22 protein-coding genes, 2 tRNA genes and 1 rRNA gene are annotated in these 17,209 nt (G+C 48.7%); 1 reads left to right on the top strand and 24 read right to left on the bottom strand.

All coding sequences use genetic code 11. The features are described from left to right. Nucleotides 1-15 precede the first annotated feature (15 nt). Entirely contained in the window at nucleotides 16-1,170 is a 1,155-nt protein-coding gene (locus tag H8B09_RS07295) for a glycosyltransferase family 4 protein (protein ID WP_191202872.1), read from the bottom strand. Between the two features lie 167 nt (nucleotides 1,171-1,337). On the opposite strand from H8B09_RS07295, the gene H8B09_RS07290 reads away from it, so the two are divergent. Next, a complete protein-coding gene (locus tag H8B09_RS07290) occupies nucleotides 1,338-2,531 on the top strand; it encodes a GGDEF domain-containing protein (protein WP_191202871.1) in 1,194 nt (397 codons plus the stop codon). 133 nt (nucleotides 2,532-2,664) lie between these two features. Here the strand turns inward: H8B09_RS07290 and queC are convergent, their stop codons facing one another. The 23 genes from queC to H8B09_RS07175 form a co-directional block, all read right to left on the bottom strand. Beyond that, on the bottom strand, nucleotides 2,665-3,381 hold the full coding sequence (gene queC / locus H8B09_RS07285) for a 7-cyano-7-deazaguanine synthase QueC (RefSeq protein ID WP_191202870.1): 717 nt from the start codon (nucleotides 3,379-3,381) through the stop codon (nucleotides 2,665-2,667). A gap of 19 nt (nucleotides 3,382-3,400) precedes the next feature. Next, entirely contained in the window at nucleotides 3,401-4,117 is a 717-nt protein-coding gene (locus H8B09_RS07280) for a 7-carboxy-7-deazaguanine synthase QueE (protein ID WP_191202869.1), read from the bottom strand. Beyond that, complete coding sequence (gene queD / locus H8B09_RS07275; RefSeq protein WP_191202868.1) at nucleotides 4,110-4,586, bottom strand: 6-carboxytetrahydropterin synthase QueD; 477 nt, start codon at nucleotides 4,584-4,586, stop codon at nucleotides 4,110-4,112. Before queD ends, H8B09_RS07280 begins: the two co-directional genes overlap by 8 nt. A gap of 184 nt (nucleotides 4,587-4,770) precedes the next feature. Continuing rightward, a complete protein-coding gene (locus H8B09_RS07270; RefSeq protein ID WP_191202867.1) occupies nucleotides 4,771-5,607 on the bottom strand; it encodes a PhzF family phenazine biosynthesis protein in 837 nt (278 codons plus the stop codon). A gap of 60 nt (nucleotides 5,608-5,667) precedes the next feature. Next, on the bottom strand, nucleotides 5,668-6,636 hold the full coding sequence (locus tag H8B09_RS07265; protein WP_191202866.1) for a DMT family transporter: 969 nt from the start codon (nucleotides 6,634-6,636) through the stop codon (nucleotides 5,668-5,670). Nucleotides 6,637-6,654: 18 nt separating this feature from the next. Continuing rightward, nucleotides 6,655-7,119 (bottom strand): GyrI-like domain-containing protein, encoded by a 465-nt coding sequence (locus H8B09_RS07260; RefSeq protein ID WP_191202865.1) that lies wholly within the window; start codon nucleotides 7,117-7,119, stop codon nucleotides 6,655-6,657. Nucleotides 7,120-7,410: 291 nt separating this feature from the next. Then, the gene (gene lepB, locus H8B09_RS07255) at nucleotides 7,411-7,956 is read right to left on the bottom strand and encodes a signal peptidase I (RefSeq protein ID WP_224753387.1); all 546 of its coding nucleotides are present in this window, start codon (nucleotides 7,954-7,956) and stop codon (nucleotides 7,411-7,413) included. A gap of 13 nt (nucleotides 7,957-7,969) precedes the next feature. Continuing rightward, nucleotides 7,970-8,968 carry a hypothetical protein gene (locus tag H8B09_RS07250; RefSeq protein WP_224753386.1) on the bottom strand — a complete coding sequence of 333 codons (999 nt, stop codon included), beginning with the start codon at nucleotides 8,966-8,968 and terminating at the stop codon, nucleotides 7,970-7,972. Nucleotides 8,969-9,108: 140 nt separating this feature from the next. Further along, entirely contained in the window at nucleotides 9,109-9,855 is a 747-nt protein-coding gene (locus H8B09_RS07245; protein WP_191202862.1) for a metallophosphoesterase family protein, read from the bottom strand. A 30-nt stretch (nucleotides 9,856-9,885) separates the two neighbouring features. After that, nucleotides 9,886-10,557: an HAD family hydrolase gene (locus tag H8B09_RS07240; RefSeq protein WP_191202861.1), complete on the bottom strand. Its 672-nt coding sequence runs from the start codon at nucleotides 10,555-10,557 to the stop codon at nucleotides 9,886-9,888. 67 nt (nucleotides 10,558-10,624) lie between these two features. Beyond that, complete coding sequence (locus H8B09_RS07235) at nucleotides 10,625-10,981, bottom strand: VOC family protein (RefSeq protein ID WP_191202860.1); 357 nt, start codon at nucleotides 10,979-10,981, stop codon at nucleotides 10,625-10,627. A 63-nt stretch (nucleotides 10,982-11,044) separates the two neighbouring features. Next, nucleotides 11,045-11,494 (bottom strand): GNAT family N-acetyltransferase, encoded by a 450-nt coding sequence (locus H8B09_RS07230; protein WP_191202859.1) that lies wholly within the window; start codon nucleotides 11,492-11,494, stop codon nucleotides 11,045-11,047. 26 nt (nucleotides 11,495-11,520) lie between these two features. Beyond that, nucleotides 11,521-12,099 (bottom strand): nucleotidyltransferase family protein, encoded by a 579-nt coding sequence (locus H8B09_RS07225; RefSeq protein WP_191202858.1) that lies wholly within the window; start codon nucleotides 12,097-12,099, stop codon nucleotides 11,521-11,523. A 3-nt stretch (nucleotides 12,100-12,102) separates the two neighbouring features. Further along, on the bottom strand, nucleotides 12,103-12,771 hold the full coding sequence (locus H8B09_RS07220) for a hypothetical protein (RefSeq protein WP_191202857.1): 669 nt from the start codon (nucleotides 12,769-12,771) through the stop codon (nucleotides 12,103-12,105). Between the two features lie 111 nt (nucleotides 12,772-12,882). Further along, the gene (locus H8B09_RS07215) at nucleotides 12,883-13,680 is read right to left on the bottom strand and encodes a helix-turn-helix domain-containing protein (protein WP_191202856.1); all 798 of its coding nucleotides are present in this window, start codon (nucleotides 13,678-13,680) and stop codon (nucleotides 12,883-12,885) included. Nucleotides 13,681-13,691: 11 nt separating this feature from the next. After that, nucleotides 13,692-14,312 (bottom strand): polysaccharide deacetylase family protein, encoded by a 621-nt coding sequence (locus H8B09_RS07210; protein WP_191202855.1) that lies wholly within the window; start codon nucleotides 14,310-14,312, stop codon nucleotides 13,692-13,694. 208 nt (nucleotides 14,313-14,520) lie between these two features. Then, nucleotides 14,521-15,144 carry a polysaccharide deacetylase family protein gene (locus tag H8B09_RS07205; protein WP_191202854.1) on the bottom strand — a complete coding sequence of 208 codons (624 nt, stop codon included), beginning with the start codon at nucleotides 15,142-15,144 and terminating at the stop codon, nucleotides 14,521-14,523. A 106-nt stretch (nucleotides 15,145-15,250) separates the two neighbouring features. Then, nucleotides 15,251-15,505 carry a hypothetical protein gene (locus H8B09_RS07200; protein WP_318152557.1) on the bottom strand — a complete coding sequence of 85 codons (255 nt, stop codon included), beginning with the start codon at nucleotides 15,503-15,505 and terminating at the stop codon, nucleotides 15,251-15,253. A gap of 170 nt (nucleotides 15,506-15,675) precedes the next feature. After that, entirely contained in the window at nucleotides 15,676-16,101 is a 426-nt protein-coding gene (locus H8B09_RS07195; protein ID WP_191202853.1) for an HIT family protein, read from the bottom strand. A 16-nt stretch (nucleotides 16,102-16,117) separates the two neighbouring features. Beyond that, a complete protein-coding gene (locus H8B09_RS07190; protein ID WP_191202852.1) occupies nucleotides 16,118-16,318 on the bottom strand; it encodes a DUF6199 family natural product biosynthesis protein in 201 nt (66 codons plus the stop codon). Nucleotides 16,319-16,454: 136 nt separating this feature from the next. Further along, nucleotides 16,455-16,530 (bottom strand) — tRNA-Thr (locus tag H8B09_RS07185). A gap of 200 nt (nucleotides 16,531-16,730) precedes the next feature. Further along, nucleotides 16,731-16,806, bottom strand: a tRNA-Thr gene (locus H8B09_RS07180). Nucleotides 16,807-17,087: 281 nt separating this feature from the next. Next, nucleotides 17,088-17,209: ribosomal RNA gene (locus H8B09_RS07175) — 23S ribosomal RNA — on the bottom strand; the annotation flags it as partial.

The raw sequence follows: 17,209 nt of genomic DNA, 5'->3' as shown, positions 1-17,209 counted from the left end.
CTCTATGCAACCTCACTAAAACGACTGGTCATCGTCCTCTATTGGCTCTGGCGATAAGCTTACATAAACTTCCTTCAGTTGAGATACGACACGAGTCAACGAGTATACACGTTTCGCTTTATCCCATGCAGTCCGCGCAAGATTATAGCGATAGCTTGGATCGACAATCGTCTTCTCCATCGCCTCCGCGAGCGCATCGACATCCTCTGGCGGTACGAGCAAGCCGTTCACTTCATTCTCGATCTGCTCACCGATCCCGCCCACATTCGTCCCGATAAGTGCCAGGAGACAGAGCGCAGCTTCTGCGAACACAGAACCAAATGACTCCGCTCGAGACGGCAGGACGAACACGTCGAAGAACGGCATGAATTCCTCCGGATGAAGCATATAGCCATAAAAAATAATCTCGTCATATAAGTCCAGTTCTACCGCTAACTGCTCCAGCTCGGACCGGATCGGACCATCACCGATAATATGCAGCACGAACGGATGCCCCTGCTGCTTCAACTTCGCACACGCGCGAAGCAGAATATCGAGCCCTTTGGCCGGTACAAGGCGGCATACCGTGATGAACTGCGTCACCTGATTATCGTGGGCAATCGGACGGAAACGCTTCTCATCAAAACCGTTCGGAATGACGATAACATTGTCAGGATGATTCAGATAAGGTGTCATATACTGTCGGAATGATTCCGATACAGTAAGCAGCCGATCGACCTTATGCTCCAACTCGCGATAAATAGACGTCAGGAAGAGATGTTCTGTACTGCCCTCTTGAATGCGGCCGTTCAGGACCAGCTCCCGTTCAAAGCTGGAGTGAATCGTCATTAGGATTGGCGTATCCGGGAAAAGCTGCTTCATCACAAGCGCAGCTATTGGGTGATGCGCATGAATCATATCGTAAGAGCGTTTAATACGCATCCGCGTCCACCAGAGATAGTCCCGATACGTCTGCATATATTTGTCCACGATCGGATTGCCGGCAAATGCTGCAGCGTCGAACGTTTCAAAATGAACTTCTTCCTGACCTTTGTTCCGAACTCGCTTCGGCAGCGAGAACAGCTCCATCGTCCAACCTACGCGGTTGAATCGCTCCTGGATGTACGGCACCATCGAGGAGACGCCGCCTGGCTGCTCCGGTGGAAAGAATAATGCTTGTAAAATGTTCAAGGCAACTGCCCCCTAACCTTAAAAACTAGAAACATAAGCTGCCTACGGTCCTTCGACATCATCTGACTTTCGTCTCTAGGCGGTATGCCTTAAACATGATATACTAGAACATATGTTTCTGTGAAGAAAATAATATGTAACTCTATGAAACTGGTGGTATTGTACATATGACGAACGTCAATTGGCTAACCGGTTCAACCGGTATGATTCTCTCCTCTGCATGCGTCATCGTAATTGTAATACTGATGCTGTTCATGTCAGCAAAGCTTCACCAGAGCTATCGGAGATACAAAGTATACGGATGGCTGATTGCCGGACTGATGCTTGTCGGCATCCAGTATATTATTCGACTGTATATGGCTGCACCGGAGTCTAACGCATCCCCCTGGGCTTACTTGACGGCATCCACCCTACAGATCGTGTCATTCATCATTATAAACTTTGTTTTCATTAAATTATATACCCGGCCTTCTGGAAGGTTGATCGGATGGGCATTCATCTCGATGCTTGCCGCACCATTCATATTGACAGGAGCCCAATTGTACTTCGATGGCAGCCTGTTGGATCAGCCTGTCGACGGAACAAGCTTGCAGGTGCTTACGCTCGATTTCTACTCGCTTATCATTAACTTTCTCATACTTGTCGACACGCGCGGCATTTCGCTTAACCGCAAGTTTGTACTTAGTCTCGGCATTTATTTCTTGTATCAGCTGGCGAGCGTCGCAGACGGTTACGTCTTCCATGGCGAGAAGCCTTTTATCGTGATGCTGACTTATTACGTACCGATAATCTACTTTACGCTGCAGTTCCTTATGTTGTTCGAATGGGTTATCGAACGAATGCTCGACATTCATCAATCATCCATTACAGATGGCTTGACTTCGCTCTACAATCGTAAACATTTCATCAGCCGCTGCGAGAAGTGGCTGCGTGAACACGGTGTAATTTCGATTATTTTTTGCGATATCGATAATTTCAAGAAACTTAACGATACGCAGGGGCACCACGCCGCCGACGTCATCTTGAAGAAGGTCGCGGATATTATTAAAGAAGAATCGAACGGAATTGGCACCGCAGGCCGTTATGGCGGCGAGGAATTGCTCGCTGCTGTGCGCGGCAACGTTAAAGCCAAAGCGGCTGACGTAGCCGAGACGATCCGCCGACGTGTGGAGACAGAGACTGGCGTTACGATCAGCATAGGCGTTAGTACATCGGCATCCGGACAGACTGTTCTCGACGTTGTCAAAGAAGCGGACGAAGCGATGTACACCTCGAAGACGACGGGCAAGAACAAGGTATCGGTCGTTGCCAAGAGCACTAGGTCGAAGTCACGGCGCAATAAAGCGTCTGGCGAAGATTAATATCAGGCCTCAGGCCTTCCGAAATCTCGAATATCGATTAGTTGTCAAGTTGAATGTTCTACTTCTCTTATAATCATAAAAGGCTGCTCACGAAACGCATCATGCGCGACGTGAGCAGCCTTTTATACGTTAATTAATGTTCAATTGCATATGGGATCGGATCGCGATGTCCCGCTTCCTTGAAGCCTTTCAGGCGGAGCTTGCAGCTGTCGCATTCTCCACATGCTTCTTCCATGCCATTGTAGCAGCTTGTTGTCAGCTCGTAAGGCACGCCCATTCGCATGCCTTCCCGTACGATATCTGCCTTCGAGAGCGAGAGCAACGGCGTCTCGATCGTAATTGGTTTGCCTTCTACGCCAACCTTCGTGGCCAGCGCCATCGCTTCTTGCACCTTCGCAATAAAGTCGGGGCGGCAATCGGGATACCCGCTATAATCCAACGCGTTGACGCCGATATAGATGGCTTCAGCGCCTACAGCTTCTGCGAAAGACGTTGCGATTGCCAAGAACATAAAGTTGCGCCCCGGTACGTACGTAACCGGAATGTCGCTGCCTGCTTCCTCCGCATCTTTCTGTTCAATGCCCGTACTAGTCGGTACAGCAATGGAATCATCCGTCAGCGCATTGCCGCCGATACCGCGAAGAAAATCAAGCTTAATAACTTTATATCGGTCGCTAACGCCGTAGAACTCAGCAACTTGTTGCGATTTCTCCAGCTCGATCCGATGGCGTTGACCATAGTCGAATGTGATCGGATACAGCTCATATCCCGATTCCTTCGCGAAGCCCATACAGGTCGTACTGTCCAGGCCGCCGCTAAGAATAATAACAGCTTTTTTCGTTTCGCTCATGGCGTTGTCCGCCCTTTCTCTAGACCCCGCGCTTTGCCGGGTCCCATATAATTTTGTGAAGCTGCATGTTCAGCTTCACATTCGATAATCCCGCTTCCAGCATCCGTTCCACCAGCTTCGCCGGCGGCATGCTCTCCCATACTGGGCTGAACATCGGCAACGCCTTCGTTGGATAACGCTTCAGCGTCTCAACCGCGAAATCGAAATCGCGATCCGTTGCAATGACGAATTTCACTTCATCTTGCGGACGAAGCAGCGCGAAGTTCGTCGTCTCCATACGCTCATTCTCACCTGAATCCGGCAGCTTATAATCCATCACATAACGGACATTGTCGGCTTGTACCTTCTCGATGAACGGCTTCAGCGCAATCGCGCCATTCGTCTCGACATGCACATCAACAATGCCGTCTATGTCAGCAAGCGCCTGCAAGAGACGCGCAGACTTATCGCCGTACAACAGCGGCTCCCCGCCTGTGAAGCAGATATGCTTCGATTTGTAGGAGCGCACCTGCTCGACAATCTCGCGGATGGAAAGCGTAAACTCTGATTTGGCTGGCGGATAGCTATAGCTCGTATCACACCAGGTGCAGCGAAGGTTGCAGCCAAACAAACGCACAAAAACGGTCGGAAACCCGGCACGCGTGCCTTCGCCTTCGACCGTTTCGAATATTTCTACCATTGGAAGCTTCGTATCGAGCGGGTCACGCTCGCCCTGATGCATGTCCGAACTACTCATGGTCTGCCTCCATCCATTCGCGTGTAATGGAAGCAAAGCTTGTCGGGGTTTCCCACAACCTTACTTCTTCCACACGTACATTCGGATACAGGCCTTCTTCTACGAGTGCCTCATGGACCTGCTCATACATCCAGACGACCATGTTCTCAGCGGTCGTGTTCATAGGTGGCAGTACTTCATTCAAATATCGATGGTCGAGCGGGCCGATAATTCGTGCCTGCGCAATTCGCTTCATATCCGAGAAGTCGATGCTAATGCCCCGTTCATCCGGAACACCAGACATCATCAACTGGACTTTATACGTATGTCCATGCAAATTCATACACTTGCCATCATAATGATGAAGATGATGTGCACTGTCGAATGTGAATTCTTTGGATAAGAGCACTCTTCGATTATGATAACGCAGCTGGTGAGCTTGAATGTCCTCACCAAGGACCTGCACTTTTCTTGGAATCTCGTAACTCATTACAGCACCTCATTGTTCGCAATACGCCTATTATAGCATGGGGGCATGCCCCCTACAATGAGACATGCCCCTAACTATACCAAGTAGATTATAGAGGAAGTTCAAAAAGATCGCTTTTGATCACGATGTACCACAAGAAGTATATTCAGCGTCGAATCTTGGATAAAGCTGTGACTTCCGGTTCTCACGTAGCGAAAAGCCGTCCGGAAAGGACCGTAATCGCCTGCCCGATCAATATGACTCGGTCTTCTTCCAGCCGAACGGTCAGGCTGCCACCACGTGCAGAAGCCTGATACGCTCGGAGCTCATCTTTGCGCAGCCGCTTCGCCCAGTAAGGTGCGAGCGCACAATGGGCAGATCCTGTAACCGGATCCTCGTCAACCCCGATTGCAGGGAAGAATGCCCGCGATACAAAATCATAGCTGCTCGTCGCGCTCGATCGGCTCGTCACAATAACGCCTCTGGTGTTTAGCGCTCGCAGCAGTACCATATCAGGCTTCAATCCTCTGACGGTTGCCTCATCATCGGCCTCAACCAAGTAGTCGAGTCGATTGCTTCCGGTGAATCGGGGGATGAAACCCAATGCTTCGATCAGCTCATCAGGGGGCGAGAAGGGACTTACTGGCTCCGAAGGAAAGTCCAGCTTAATACCGCCGCCTGAACGGCATGCCGTTATCACGCCGCTCTTCGTCTCGAATCGAGCTGTTTCTTGTTCACCTATACGGCCAGTCTCATATAGAATATGGGCCGCAGCAAGCGTTGCATGACCACAGAGATCGACCTCAACGCGAGGTGTAAACCATCTCAATTCATACATCCCGTCTTCGAGTGGACGAAGGAAAGCCGTCTCCGATAAATTCATCTCTGCTGCTACCTTCTGCATCCATTCCCGCAACGGCTGGACGTCCAATAAGCACACGGCAGCGGGATTACCGCTGAAGGGCGTTGCCGTGAATGCATCGACAGTCCAGATCGGAACCGTACTTCCTGGTTGTTGGATTGAAAAAGCATGAGAACTCATTCATATTCCCCCTTGATTCGAAGCATCTACACCACCATCAGTCTGTTCGTACGATGCACATTACCGTGCGGCCACTGACTTCGACGCTGCAGGTTTAGCCTTATCAGCTTTCGCCTTCCGGTTCACGAGCACGATACCGCAGCATACAGCCGTCAACGAAGCGATGACCGCAAAGCCGACTTCTTCTCGGAGGAAGATAGCCGACATGATAACGCCAAATACTGGCGTGAGGAACAAGAACGAAGCTGTCGAACCTACCGAATTATATTTCATGACATAATTCCACACAACGAAGCCTGCTGATGAAATAAGGGCAGAATAAAACAGCAGAATGATAGCAGGAGTCGTCCAATGAAACGGTGCGAAACCTTCCACGACTCCACCGATGACGATGAGGGCAAGGCCGCCAATCACCATCTGGTATCCATTCACATAAGCAACTGGAAACTTCGATACTGACTGCTTCGATAATAAGTTGCCATAACCGGCAAAGAGCGCCGCTCCAAGTAATAAGAGTTCACCCTGTCCGAAAGCATTATGCCAGCCAAGCTCTATCCCTTTAGGGATAGCCAGCAGCAGCAGGCCCGCAAGTCCAAGCAATAGGCCGCCGGCTTTACGACGGTTAATACGATCATTTCGGTCTGCGAAATGTACAAAAATAATAGAAAAGAATGTGATCGTTCCAGAAATAACTGCACCGAATACGCCTGAGCTGTGTGACAATCCCGTGTAGAAGAACATGTACTGCAGAACGGTCTGCACAAGTGCAAGCGATAGAACCGCCCGAGTCGACCCTGCTCTATACTTGAGCGGTTCTTTAATCACAACCATAAATAAAAAAATGAGCAATCCGGCAAGCGTGAAACGATAACCGGCGAACAACAGCTGTTCAAACCAATCCGTTCCATCGATACCGAGTTCCTCATAGCTGCGTTTAAGTGTTGGATAAGCACTCCCCCACAGCAGCGTTGCGCCGACAGAGCCGGCGACAATGCCGAGCGGGTGGGTGAAAAACGATTTTGCGTTCATACGACAATACCAAGACCTTTATTCGTTATTCGAACCTTCGGCTAACGGAATTAATAAATCGACCGTTACTTCTTCCAAATGCTCGTCGAGGTAAAAAATTTCGAGCGACACGGCCGTGTCCTGCTTATTGAGCTTATGCTCCGTCATCCATGAAGTCAGCTGATCGTAGCCCTCTCCGATTCGCTTGTTCGTACAGGTGACCATCGCATACTTGCGCTCTGGAATCGTGAATTGCACCATGCCTGGCGGAACATGTTTCAAATGATTCACTTCATAACACGCCCAGTAGGTGGCGAACACTTCGTTGCCAAAATAAGGACTGTACAATGCGGAGGATAGTTCCGCCCCGTTCAGTTCATGTCTCCGAGCGAGAAATTCGCCCTGCAAGCGGATCGATTCATCCGGAAACGTCGAGTAGGGTCCGCAATAGCTCATTCCAACCAAATGAATTGCGGGCTTCGCAATGATCGAGCAGTTATCCAAGGCGCACTCCTCCTTGCAATCAGAAATGGTGAACACCGGCGGCTTCGCACTGTAGCCGTGTCCTTAGTGTATCATGTTTTACTGGGGCAAGGGTATACGATTGTTTCGACAAATCGGCCCATTTACAGCAATTTTGCATATAGTGGCACGTCGACAGGATGCCCTTCCATTCAGTCATTATGCAGATTTAACTTAAAAAGGAGCCATGCATCGGAATCGAGTTCCGATGCATAGCCCCTCCTATTAACCTAATTTATTGCGCAAATGCGACGGCACTAACGTGTCCGCCTATTAGATCGAACCAAATTTGTTCAGCGGCCATACGCGGAACAATACGCGGCCATCAATATCGGAATAGCTCACGGCGCCGAACACACGGCTATCTTCACTGTGCTCCCGATTATCCCCAAGCACGAACACATGATCTTCAGGAACAACATAAGGAGTTTTGAAGTTGTTCGGGAAGGTCTGCCCCTTCGCATACGTCTCATCAAGCTTCACATCGTTGATGTAGACGGATCCATCGCGGAAGTCGATCGTCTCACCTGGCAGCCCAATAACGCGCTTAACCAGGTTCCGATGCTCTTCCTTGCTGTTAATAATTACGATTTCGCCCCTTTTCGGTACGGTAAGATGGTAAGAAAGCTTGTCTTCGAATAGACGTTGTCCTTCAACCAGCGTGTTCTGCATCGATATATTGAACACTTGCACTTGAGCAAAAGCATAGTTCTGAATTAATAATGATAAGACGACAGCTACAACTATGGCTGTCAGCCATTCACGAAGCTCCTTCGTCCACTTCTTAGGACGACGTTTGCTTTCGGTTACATTTTCCAATGAATCCACTCTCCTAACTAATCTCATGAGCAGCAAGTTCAGCCGCTCTCTTCGCTTGATCGGTGAGCCACTCGACCTGACGGAGCAATTCCGATATCTGCCTTGAAGGGTATGCGCTAAATCCAAGCTGGTCCAAGTGATGCTGAATTGCAAATGGCGTTTGATGATAATGTTCCCTAAACATACGGAATGTGCCGCCTGTCGCCATGTAGCAACTCAACGCTTCCCTGCGCAGCATCCATTGAACCGTATGTACTTCGCCACGGCCTGTTACAAGCATCCGCTCTGCTTTACGGGCAATCTGCGTGTCCAGAATCGGCTCAAGCCTACTAATTGAACCATTCTGTTCGCGCAGAAAGTGCCGATAATGCGCCATTGACATCAATGAACCATCGATAGGCACTGCATTCTCCTGCGAACAAATATTTCGGAACGCTGAATAGGTTTCTGGCTCTTCTACTTGCATAATGGACAGCATGTTACTGCCCGAACAACAAGAATGGCGCATCCACGCTAAACTGGACGCAGCTGTAAGCCATGCCGCCTGTGCGGCTAATGATGCGCCAAACTGATCGTCGGTCCGGATACAACTGTCCAAACATTTCAAATATAGCTGCACCTGCTCTTGCGATTGCATAAGCATTTTGCTGCGTCCCTCAACGCTTGCGAAATAATCAATTACAGCAGGCCTCAACGTCTCGAAAGCACCATAAGGATCGTAAACAATACGCGCTTCGCTGAGAAATCGGTTGCGCCACGGCTGCGAACGCAGGACACAGCTGCCTTCCCAAGCGCGAATATGAAGACGAATAATAACTCCGTCATATAATACGTTCGAATCGATTGATTCAAAATCGGTTGAAGATACTACGACATATAGATTCAGGTTGCTATAAGCGTCAGCATCGCCTCTGCCAACAGAACCGCCAGCATAAGCGAACACCCAATCCGTTTGTTTGTTAGAAGCGATATACTGTCTGGCAGTATTCATTAACCGCTCCGTATAATTCATGACGCTGTTCCGCCCTTCCAATTCACCTGTGATAGCTTAACTGTCCAACAGGTATAAATACCTATTAATTTCAGTCTAAACGATCAAGCAGGCAGAGACGGATAAATTTTTGCTAAAGAATTGTGACAACGCTGTAGAGTCTACATCTGTTGACGATAAGAAGGAACATTCCAGACCGCATAACCGCTATTTGATATTTCAATTCCATTCAATTGCTGGCCGTAAGCGCAGCCGCCATCGATTCCTATTTTATCGCTGGAGAACCAGACAGATGGTACACCGTGCAGCTCAACTGCTCTTGTATGACCGAACAGAACTTTACGATCCAACCCTGTCGGTTTGCGCCAGAATGCTTCTTTCACATACATGAATTCATGGTCTGGCTGCGATTTCCAGTTGTCCCGATAGTCAGGATGAATACCAGCGTGCACGTAGAGATGACGTTCGTCCTCCGCGAACAATGGCAGTTCCCTCAGGAAAGCGATATGATCCGCGAACTCGCCATTCAGCAGTTGGCGAAGCCGTTCGATATTATGCAGACAAACATCTTGTCCGGCAATCCACTCTGACAGATCAATTGTTTCCCCTAAGTAGCTGGACGCCGTTGCAAGACCGCCGTGTGTAAGAAACTTATGAATCGTCTGGGCATCGCCAACTTCTGCAAGATCAACGAGACGCTGATCATGATTGCCTCGCAATGCGATCGCACCATCACGAACAAGCTCCATGACACGCTTTACTGTACCACGCGAGTCCGGCCCACGGTCAACATAATCCCCGAGCAGAATAAGCCGGTCACGAGTAGGCGCATATTTCATTCTGGCCAGCAGTTCATTCATCTCATCCACACATCCGTGGATGTCACTAATGGCTATTACACGCTGCATAGCTGGAGCTCCCTTCTGCTTCTCAAACTTTCATCTCTGCGGGACAAGCTTACTCGTTGGCTTAACAAGCCATTCGACCAATTCTCGCACGTCGTTCACTATAGTAGTGGGTTCGCAGGCAGTTAGCTCCTCCAATGACCCATATCCATATGCAACACCAATCGATGCAACCTGATTATTCGAAGCGCCGATGAGGTCATGCTTGCGGTCTCCGATCATAATTGCGTCTACTGCAGCAATCCCCTGATCTTGCAGAACATGCGCAATAATTTCGGATTTATCCGACCGTGTGCCATCCAAGAAACTTCCAGCCACTGATTTAAAGCATGAGTTAATATCAAAGTGATGGAGAATTCGCTCGGCGAAAACAGTCGGCTTCGACGTAGCAACATGCAGCGTGCAGCCTGCCTCTATCAACGTTTCTAACGACTCTTTCATGGAAGGATACAGATCGTTCTCAAAGATACCATGTTCGCTGAAGTACTCTCGGTAATAGGCAATCGCCTCCGTTACCTGTTCCTCGGAGAAGCCGTATCTCTCACGGAACGAAACCTGCAGCGGAGGACCTATGAACGACTTTAAAGCATCGCAGTCCTCCTCGATGCCGAACTTACGGAGCGCATACTGAACCGACTTCGTAATGCCAACACCAGGATCGGTAAGCGTACCATCCAAGTCGAATAGAATATGATTGTAACGCATAATAGAAACACCTTCCTTAATCTCAGATAAAAGATTTCATTGTGCAAATGAAGAAACGTAGACCGTTCTAGAATTGTGAAACCATCAGCGCGTTTCCTTCACAATCACGGAAGACGAAGGATTGATGGTCGTCGCTATAGGTCAGAATCGGCTCCACCTGGACACCTCTTCGTTTCAATACCCCATGTGTATACGCGATATTATCTGTACTGAAGGTGAAGGCGGCTCTAGCATAAGGCATGCAATTATCGTCGCGAAACAGGTGCATGACATAGCTATCGTCAATCATAAGCTCTGCGAAATCGTCTTCTTCATATGCGCCAAGCTCAAAGCCCAGCTTGCTGCAGTACCAATCGCTTGCTTCCTTCAATTGCTTCACATATACCATGACGCCGATAATGTTGCTTTCCACTAACGCAGGCATCGTCTTCTCCGCTCCTTAGGTAAGCTTCGTGATCGCATTGGTTCCTTTTGCTATGTACGATGGCTAATCGAGATTAACGATAAAACCGGTCTTCACTCCTTTCACGAAGCCGGCACCTTCATAAAATCGAAGAACCTCTTCACTCTTCGAGCCAGTCATCAGCATCACCTTGTAACACCCTTGCAAACGAGCTGATTCGATCGCTTGTCGGAGAACCGCATGACCGAAGCCGCGCCGCCGTTCATCTGATCGCGTTACAACGTTTTCGATCAGGGCATACGGTCTTCCGCCCCGAGTCAAATTGTCAACGATCACAAGCGTGCAGGAAGCGGCCAGCTTGCCTTCTGACTCAACGACCCAAATCTCCAAACCCGGGTTAGCCAGCATTCTCTCCCATTGTTCGTTAAGCCTCGCTCCACGCTCCAGCGGCACATCGTGCTTGTGCAGATCGTTATATAATTGAAGCAAATCTTCTAGTTCACGCGCTTGAATCTTCCGAATGATTGGCTCCATTGAGGTTTCGGCCTCCTTCACAATGTTCAGTCTTCGATTACTTGAAGCTTAGGCCAGCTAAGGTGCCACTGTTTCGTGCGCATACGCTGCAGATAATACTCGCGATTCTCGAATCGGGGACTTCGGCGAAGCACCATATTGAATAGATCATCAAGTCCGTACGGAGCAGCAATCTGCAGTTCGGCTTCATCATCCAATCGAACCCCGATACCCGTTGCCGTCTCCGGCCATAAGCTCATCGCATCCGCTGATGATTCATAAGGCGCATCGCCATTGCGAATGTGCATGCGTGCTTGATTTTTGACCGACCATTTGGGATTTCCCGTCTGCTGCTTCAATGCTTGTTCGAGCTCTTTCTCTACAGCTTCAGAGCAATCGGATGGATCGTAGTATATGACGTCAATATCATCATGTCGATCACGAGGTTCGAAACCGTGAAGTTCGTCCCACACAGCGCTTCGAATGTAGCCAGCAGCGATGTACCAATCTGGAAGCCCGTGGGAGCGAACTAGCCTAAGATCGCGCATAATGCCTGTATGACGATGAATAATTTGTTTAAGCTGAGTCTCTAATTCCGATTCTATATGGTCTACAGAGAAGTGCATCTGCTACCTCCACGATCGTATTTTGTACAAAAGCCATGTTCGTCCAAGAGACTCACTCGCTAGATGCGTTCCTACTTTATCGCGGAATGGAAAATCGTCCGGCTCGACTGGCAGCTTCGCAATGGGCTCAACAAGCATCTCGTTCGTCCATTCGTCGAAGGATACGCCCCCGCTCGATACAGATGGCTTAAACTGACTCGGCGGCAGCAGATAGACGGTTCCGTTCGTCCATGGATCATTGAGCTTCGTCGCTTTCGTCAGCGAATAGAAATGGTACACCTTCCCGCGCCCGCCTGCTGATACCGCTCCATTACGGAAGTTGCCGATCAGCGCCGCTCGCCGGAACACGGCATAGAAGATTGGCCAGATTGGATCCGTCGTCCCGAACACTGCTGTGACAAGCTCATTGTTGAACAACGTCTGCCGACGTGGTTCGAACTGATCGATCTCCGTATTGTTGGAGCCATGAAAAATAACGCCTCGCGTCTGCGCGATATGAGCGAGAAACTTGTATTTCGGTGCGCTTAGTTCATATTGAATCGTCCGATCCGGTCTCGCGCATCCCTCCTCGTAAAGACGGTCAAACGAGCGACGCTCCTCTTCCGTTAATTGAATGGTTGGAGCTGAGTGGAACAACGTACGCAGTAATGCTGAAATCAGCCAATTGCCCATTATATTGTTCAATGCTCCTTCCGTACGAAATAACCGTGAAATGATATTAATCTATATTAATATAATCTTCCATTTTTTGAAACAAAAAAACCGACCGATAAACGGCCGGTGCTAAAAATGCGACTCATATTTGCTAGGACTAACCCCATAATGCCGCCGGAACAGCTCTGCAAAATGGTTGTAGTTATTAAATCCAACATCAAGCGCAGCTTCGGTCGCATTACGTCCGGAGTGCTTGAGCAGCAACGCTGCCTGTTCAATCCGCATACGGTTCAAATGTTCAATCATCGTCGTACCTGTCTGCTCCTTGAACAAATGTGACAACCGCGAGGCCGATAAGTTAACAGCAGTTGCCAATTCATCGATTCGCAGCGGTTCTATCATATGGCTGGACAAATGCTGCAGCGTCTGTTCGATCCGAGGATCGAGCACACGATCTGTCCGTCTAGCAATAAGCAGAATAATCTCCTGCAGGGCATTGCTGCACAGCTGCTCCCAATAGCTGCTTCGTTCTCTTGAGTCGTGGAGCATGCTTCGGAATGCTTGATGCACGCGGTCCCTAAGCTCTCCTTCAGGAAGCGAGTGAACAAGCACCTCTTCCTGCGGCAAATAGCGGAATTCAGGAATCCGATGACAATGCACCCACATGAAATTCCAGCTATGGCCTGCCACTGTACCATAGGTGTGCGGTACACCTGCACGAAGAAGCGACAGCGTACCTTCGCCAACCTGTTTCTCTCCTGCAGGCGTCCGGAAATAACCTTCTCCGTCTAATGTGTAGGCGAGCAGCCAATCATCCATGCCCGTTGCCCGTGTCATTTGATAATGATCGTTCTCATTGAAATGTCCGCCAAAAATCGATCCCACTGGCTTGCTGCCATATTGCTCTGGCCGGTCAAACTGATTCATGGGTGGTTGCATTACACCTCACATGCCGCCAATTGGAGCAGCTCGCTAACTGTAACCATCTGATATCCACGATCTGCTGCCATATGGATAAGTTGGCGGACTGCCTCTACCGTCTGCGAGCGGTCCCCCCAACCGTCATGAAAGATAAGAATGCTTCCTGCCGATAGATGATCAACTGAATGCTCTACAATATGCTCGACTCCCGGGTTACTCCAATCGGTCGCATTCATATTCATAGCACCGATTGCAGGATAACCGAACTTGTCCGTAACAATAGAATGAACCGTTTCGTTATAGCCAAAATAGGGCGGACGGAATGTGCGGACCTCAATGCCTGTTACCTCTTTAATATTTTGAGCGGCGATCGACAGCTCTCGTATAACCTCATCTGGGGAAAGATCCGTCAAATTCGGATGTGTATTCGTATGATTACCGATCTCATGGCCTTCGGCGAGCGCTCTCCTAGCAAGCTCCGGATTAGCTTTCACTTGATTTCCAATCATGAAGAAGGTAGCTTTGCCGCCGATCTCTCTGAACAGGTCCAGAATTTGCGGCGTATAGTTGACGTCAGGACCATCGTCGAACGTAAATGCGACAACTCGTTTGGTTGTTTCAACACAATTAAGTATCATTGGGGCAGTTCATCCCTTCTCATATCTAAGTTAAGGTGTTCGGAAATACCTTCCCCGCCTAATGTGCAGGCGAGCAGACAGTCATTCATTCCCGTTTCCCGTGTCATTTGATAATGATCGTTCTCGTTAAAATGTCCGCCAAAAATAAATCTCGCCGGATTGCTGCCAAATATCTCTCGCCGGTCAAACTGACTCTTGGGGGATTCCATTATGCCTCACATGCCGCCAACTGGAGCAACTCGCTGACCGTAATCATCTGATAACCGCGATCTGCCGCCATATGGATAAGCTGCCGGACAGCCTCTACCGTCTGCGATCGGTCACTCCCGCCATCATGGAAAATCAGTATATTACCGGGACAAATATAATCCTGCGACTCCGCCACGATATGCTCGACACCTGGATCGCTCCAGTCGTTCGAATTTAAGTTCATCGCACCGATCGACGGGTATCCGAAATGTTCAGCGATTGTTTCATCCACCTTCTCGTCATGCGCTAGGTATGGCGGACGGAATGTTCGTACGACAGCTCCCGTCTCATGCTTGATGATCTGATCCGTACGCGTAAGCTCACTTATAATAGCTGAAGAATCCAGCTCCGTTAGATTCGGATGCGTATACGTATGATTGCCCAGCTCATGCCCTTCCGACAGAACCATTCGAGCAATATCCGGGTTTGCTTCAACCTGGCTGCCAATCATATAGAAGGTTGCTCGACCGCCTACTTCACGGAACAACGACAAAATTTGAGGTGTATAGATGGGATCGGGTCCGTCATCAAATGTGAATGCGATTACATTACGCTTCGTTGCAGCATGATCCACGAGCTTCATTCGCAGTTCTCCCCTTATCGCTTAAAGTAATTCTAGTATACAGCATACTTGCTGCAGGAAACAGAAAGAAACCAGTCTCTCTCGTAGACTGGCTTCGGAAAGCTATTTATTTGCCGCTATTATACTGAAGATCAAAAGCTCTCCGATGCTTCCGGCGATATGCGACCTTGCTCGTATCGATGGCCGCTTCAATCTTGCCGGCATCCGCATTGGAGCATTTTTTGCAAACCTTGATTTGAGTCCGGTCCGATTTGTTCTTGGTATACAGCAATTTAACTCTTGTTGCGCGACATATCGGACAGATGCCTCTCGATCTGTTCTCCATCTTCCAAACGGACCGACCGCGATTCGATTTGGCCATTCTCGTCTACCACCTTATATTAGAGAATTGTTGTGTTAACACTATCTCTTCTATAAGTATGTACAGGCCTTCTGCAATATGATAGATATTACTGATCGAATAAGGGTTAACATTGGAACATAGACAAAAATGCGGCAGCGTCTATCGCTTCCGCATCCTCTGTACTTCTTCTATTTATGATGCAGCACTTGCACTATCTTTTCTTTCGTTTGACCTAGTCGCAGATCCGCGCCATGTGGATGCAGCGGTTCACTCCAAGTAAACCCGTCTCCTTCGTATCTAGGGATCAGGTGCATATGGTAGTGCGTCAGGTCATTGAAGTTACCGCCATTTTGACAAATCGTAATGCCGTCCGGCTTGAACAGTTGTTTTAATACAGTAGACAGTTTCTTTGAGGCATCCATTACAGCATAGGCCGTCTCGGTATCTAATTCCTCAACATCCAAAAAGTGCTTCTTAGGTAGAATTAATGTATGCCTTTCATTAAATGGAGCGATATCGAGCACACAGGTGATTAGTTCGTCATCATAAATAATATACAGGTTCGGTACCCTTCCATTTGCGATTCTACATCCTAAACATTCAGTCACCAGCATCGCCCCAACCTTTCCATTATAGAAACCATATCGCTACAACTCCGCTCAGCCCTGCTATCGACATCATGATCCCACCGAAACGAGTTGATAGTTTATATAAATCCGAAGGTCTTTCAGCACCATCCGATTTCCAGCTCTCCGTTACCTGCCATAGGATTGAAGGCTTGATCAGTATCACAATGCCAATAATAACAAGCAGAATGAACACTATCCCCATAAAGAACAACTCTCCTTCCATAATTTGTATATAAAAACTCTAACATATATTTAATGGAATTAACAGTACGATGTGAACAACAAAAAAATCCCGACCCAAGACGTTAAGTCTTAGAACGGGATGTTCGTTTAGAAAATGGTGCCGGCGATAGGAGTCGAACCCACGACCTACTGATTACAAGTCAGTTGCTCTACCAACTGAGCTACACCGGCATAGTTGCGACCAATGATCACGAAGTATCTCAAGAGGCTTACTCGGCGTCGAATCTTGAACCGGCTCTCGAAGTCCGCTACTCATGTAGGGTTTGCCTACACTCCGTTGCTCCTTCTTCGATCCAATTCAACCTTCTCGGTGCTGATTGGTCTCTTTTGGTCAACTTAAAGGTTACACCTTCAAAACTTCTTTAGAAAAATGGTGCCGGCGATAGGAGTCGAACCCACGACCTACTGATTACAAGTCAGTTGCTCTACCAACTGAGCTACACCGGCATAGTCGACTGATGATCACGAAGCAAACTCAGGAAGTTTACTCGACGTCGAATCTTGAACCGGCTCTCGAAGTCCGCTACTCATGTAGGGTTTGCCTACACTCCGTTGCTCCTCCTTCGATCCAATTCAACCTTCTCGGTGCTGATCAGTCTCTTTTGGCTGCTAGAACAAGTCATTCTAGAAACCCTTGAAGGTTACACCTTCAAAACTGGATGCGAATGTTGAAACTTTAGCTTAGGTATTGCTTTCGAAGTTGCGATTTTGGCATTCGCCAAAACGCTTAGGATAAGCCCTCGATCGATTAGTACTCGTCAGCTGCACGCATTGCTGCGCTTCCACCTCGAGCCTATCAACCTGGTCGTCTTCCAGGGATCTTACGAATTGGGAAATCTCATCTTGGAGG

The organism is Paenibacillus terricola, from assembly GCF_014779765.1.
In the GTDB taxonomy this organism is placed as follows: domain Bacteria; phylum Bacillota; class Bacilli; order Paenibacillales; family Paenibacillaceae; genus Paenibacillus_T; species Paenibacillus_T terricola.
The sequence above is the reverse complement of the archived record's forward strand: the minus strand, read 5'-3'. Positions and strand labels throughout refer to the sequence as shown.

Bases quoted from the DNA above. Each gene is read 5' to 3' on its own strand.
- H8B09_RS07290 (WP_191202871.1), top strand. From the start codon at position 1,338: ATGACGAACGTCAATTGGCTAACCGGTTCAACCGGTATGATTCTCTCC.
- queC (WP_191202870.1), bottom strand. From the start codon at position 3,381: ATGAGCGAAACGAAAAAAGCTGTTATTATTCTTAGCGGCGGCCTGGAC.
- H8B09_RS07280 (WP_191202869.1), bottom strand. From the start codon at position 4,117: ATGAGTAGTTCGGACATGCATCAGGGCGAGCGTGACCCGCTCGATACG.
- queD (WP_191202868.1), bottom strand. From the start codon at position 4,586: ATGAGTTACGAGATTCCAAGAAAAGTGCAGGTCCTTGGTGAGGACATT.
- H8B09_RS07270 (WP_191202867.1), bottom strand. From the start codon at position 5,607: ATGAGTTCTCATGCTTTTTCAATCCAACAACCAGGAAGTACGGTTCCG.
- H8B09_RS07265 (WP_191202866.1), bottom strand. From the start codon at position 6,636: ATGAACGCAAAATCGTTTTTCACCCACCCGCTCGGCATTGTCGCCGGC.
- H8B09_RS07250 (WP_224753386.1), bottom strand. From the start codon at position 8,968: ATGAATTATACGGAGCGGTTAATGAATACTGCCAGACAGTATATCGCT.
- H8B09_RS07245 (WP_191202862.1), bottom strand. From the start codon at position 9,855: ATGCAGCGTGTAATAGCCATTAGTGACATCCACGGATGTGTGGATGAG.
- H8B09_RS07240 (WP_191202861.1), bottom strand. From the start codon at position 10,557: ATGCGTTACAATCATATTCTATTCGACTTGGATGGTACGCTTACCGAT.
- H8B09_RS07235 (WP_191202860.1), bottom strand. From the start codon at position 10,981: ATGCCTGCGTTAGTGGAAAGCAACATTATCGGCGTCATGGTATATGTG.
- H8B09_RS07230 (WP_191202859.1), bottom strand. From the start codon at position 11,494: ATGGAGCCAATCATTCGGAAGATTCAAGCGCGTGAACTAGAAGATTTG.
- H8B09_RS07225 (WP_191202858.1), bottom strand. From the start codon at position 12,099: ATGCACTTCTCTGTAGACCATATAGAATCGGAATTAGAGACTCAGCTT.
- H8B09_RS07220 (WP_191202857.1), bottom strand. From the start codon at position 12,771: ATGGGCAATTGGCTGATTTCAGCATTACTGCGTACGTTGTTCCACTCA.
- H8B09_RS07215 (WP_191202856.1), bottom strand. From the start codon at position 13,680: ATGAATCAGTTTGACCGGCCAGAGCAATATGGCAGCAAGCCAGTGGGA.
- H8B09_RS07210 (WP_191202855.1), bottom strand. From the start codon at position 14,312: ATGATACTTAATTGTGTTGAAACAACCAAACGAGTTGTCGCATTTACG.
- H8B09_RS07205 (WP_191202854.1), bottom strand. From the start codon at position 15,144: ATGAAGCTCGTGGATCATGCTGCAACGAAGCGTAATGTAATCGCATTC.
- H8B09_RS07200 (WP_318152557.1), bottom strand. From the start codon at position 15,505: ATGGCCAAATCGAATCGCGGTCGGTCCGTTTGGAAGATGGAGAACAGA.
- H8B09_RS07195 (WP_191202853.1), bottom strand. From the start codon at position 16,101: ATGCTGGTGACTGAATGTTTAGGATGTAGAATCGCAAATGGAAGGGTA.
- H8B09_RS07190 (WP_191202852.1), bottom strand. From the start codon at position 16,318: ATGGGGATAGTGTTCATTCTGCTTGTTATTATTGGCATTGTGATACTG.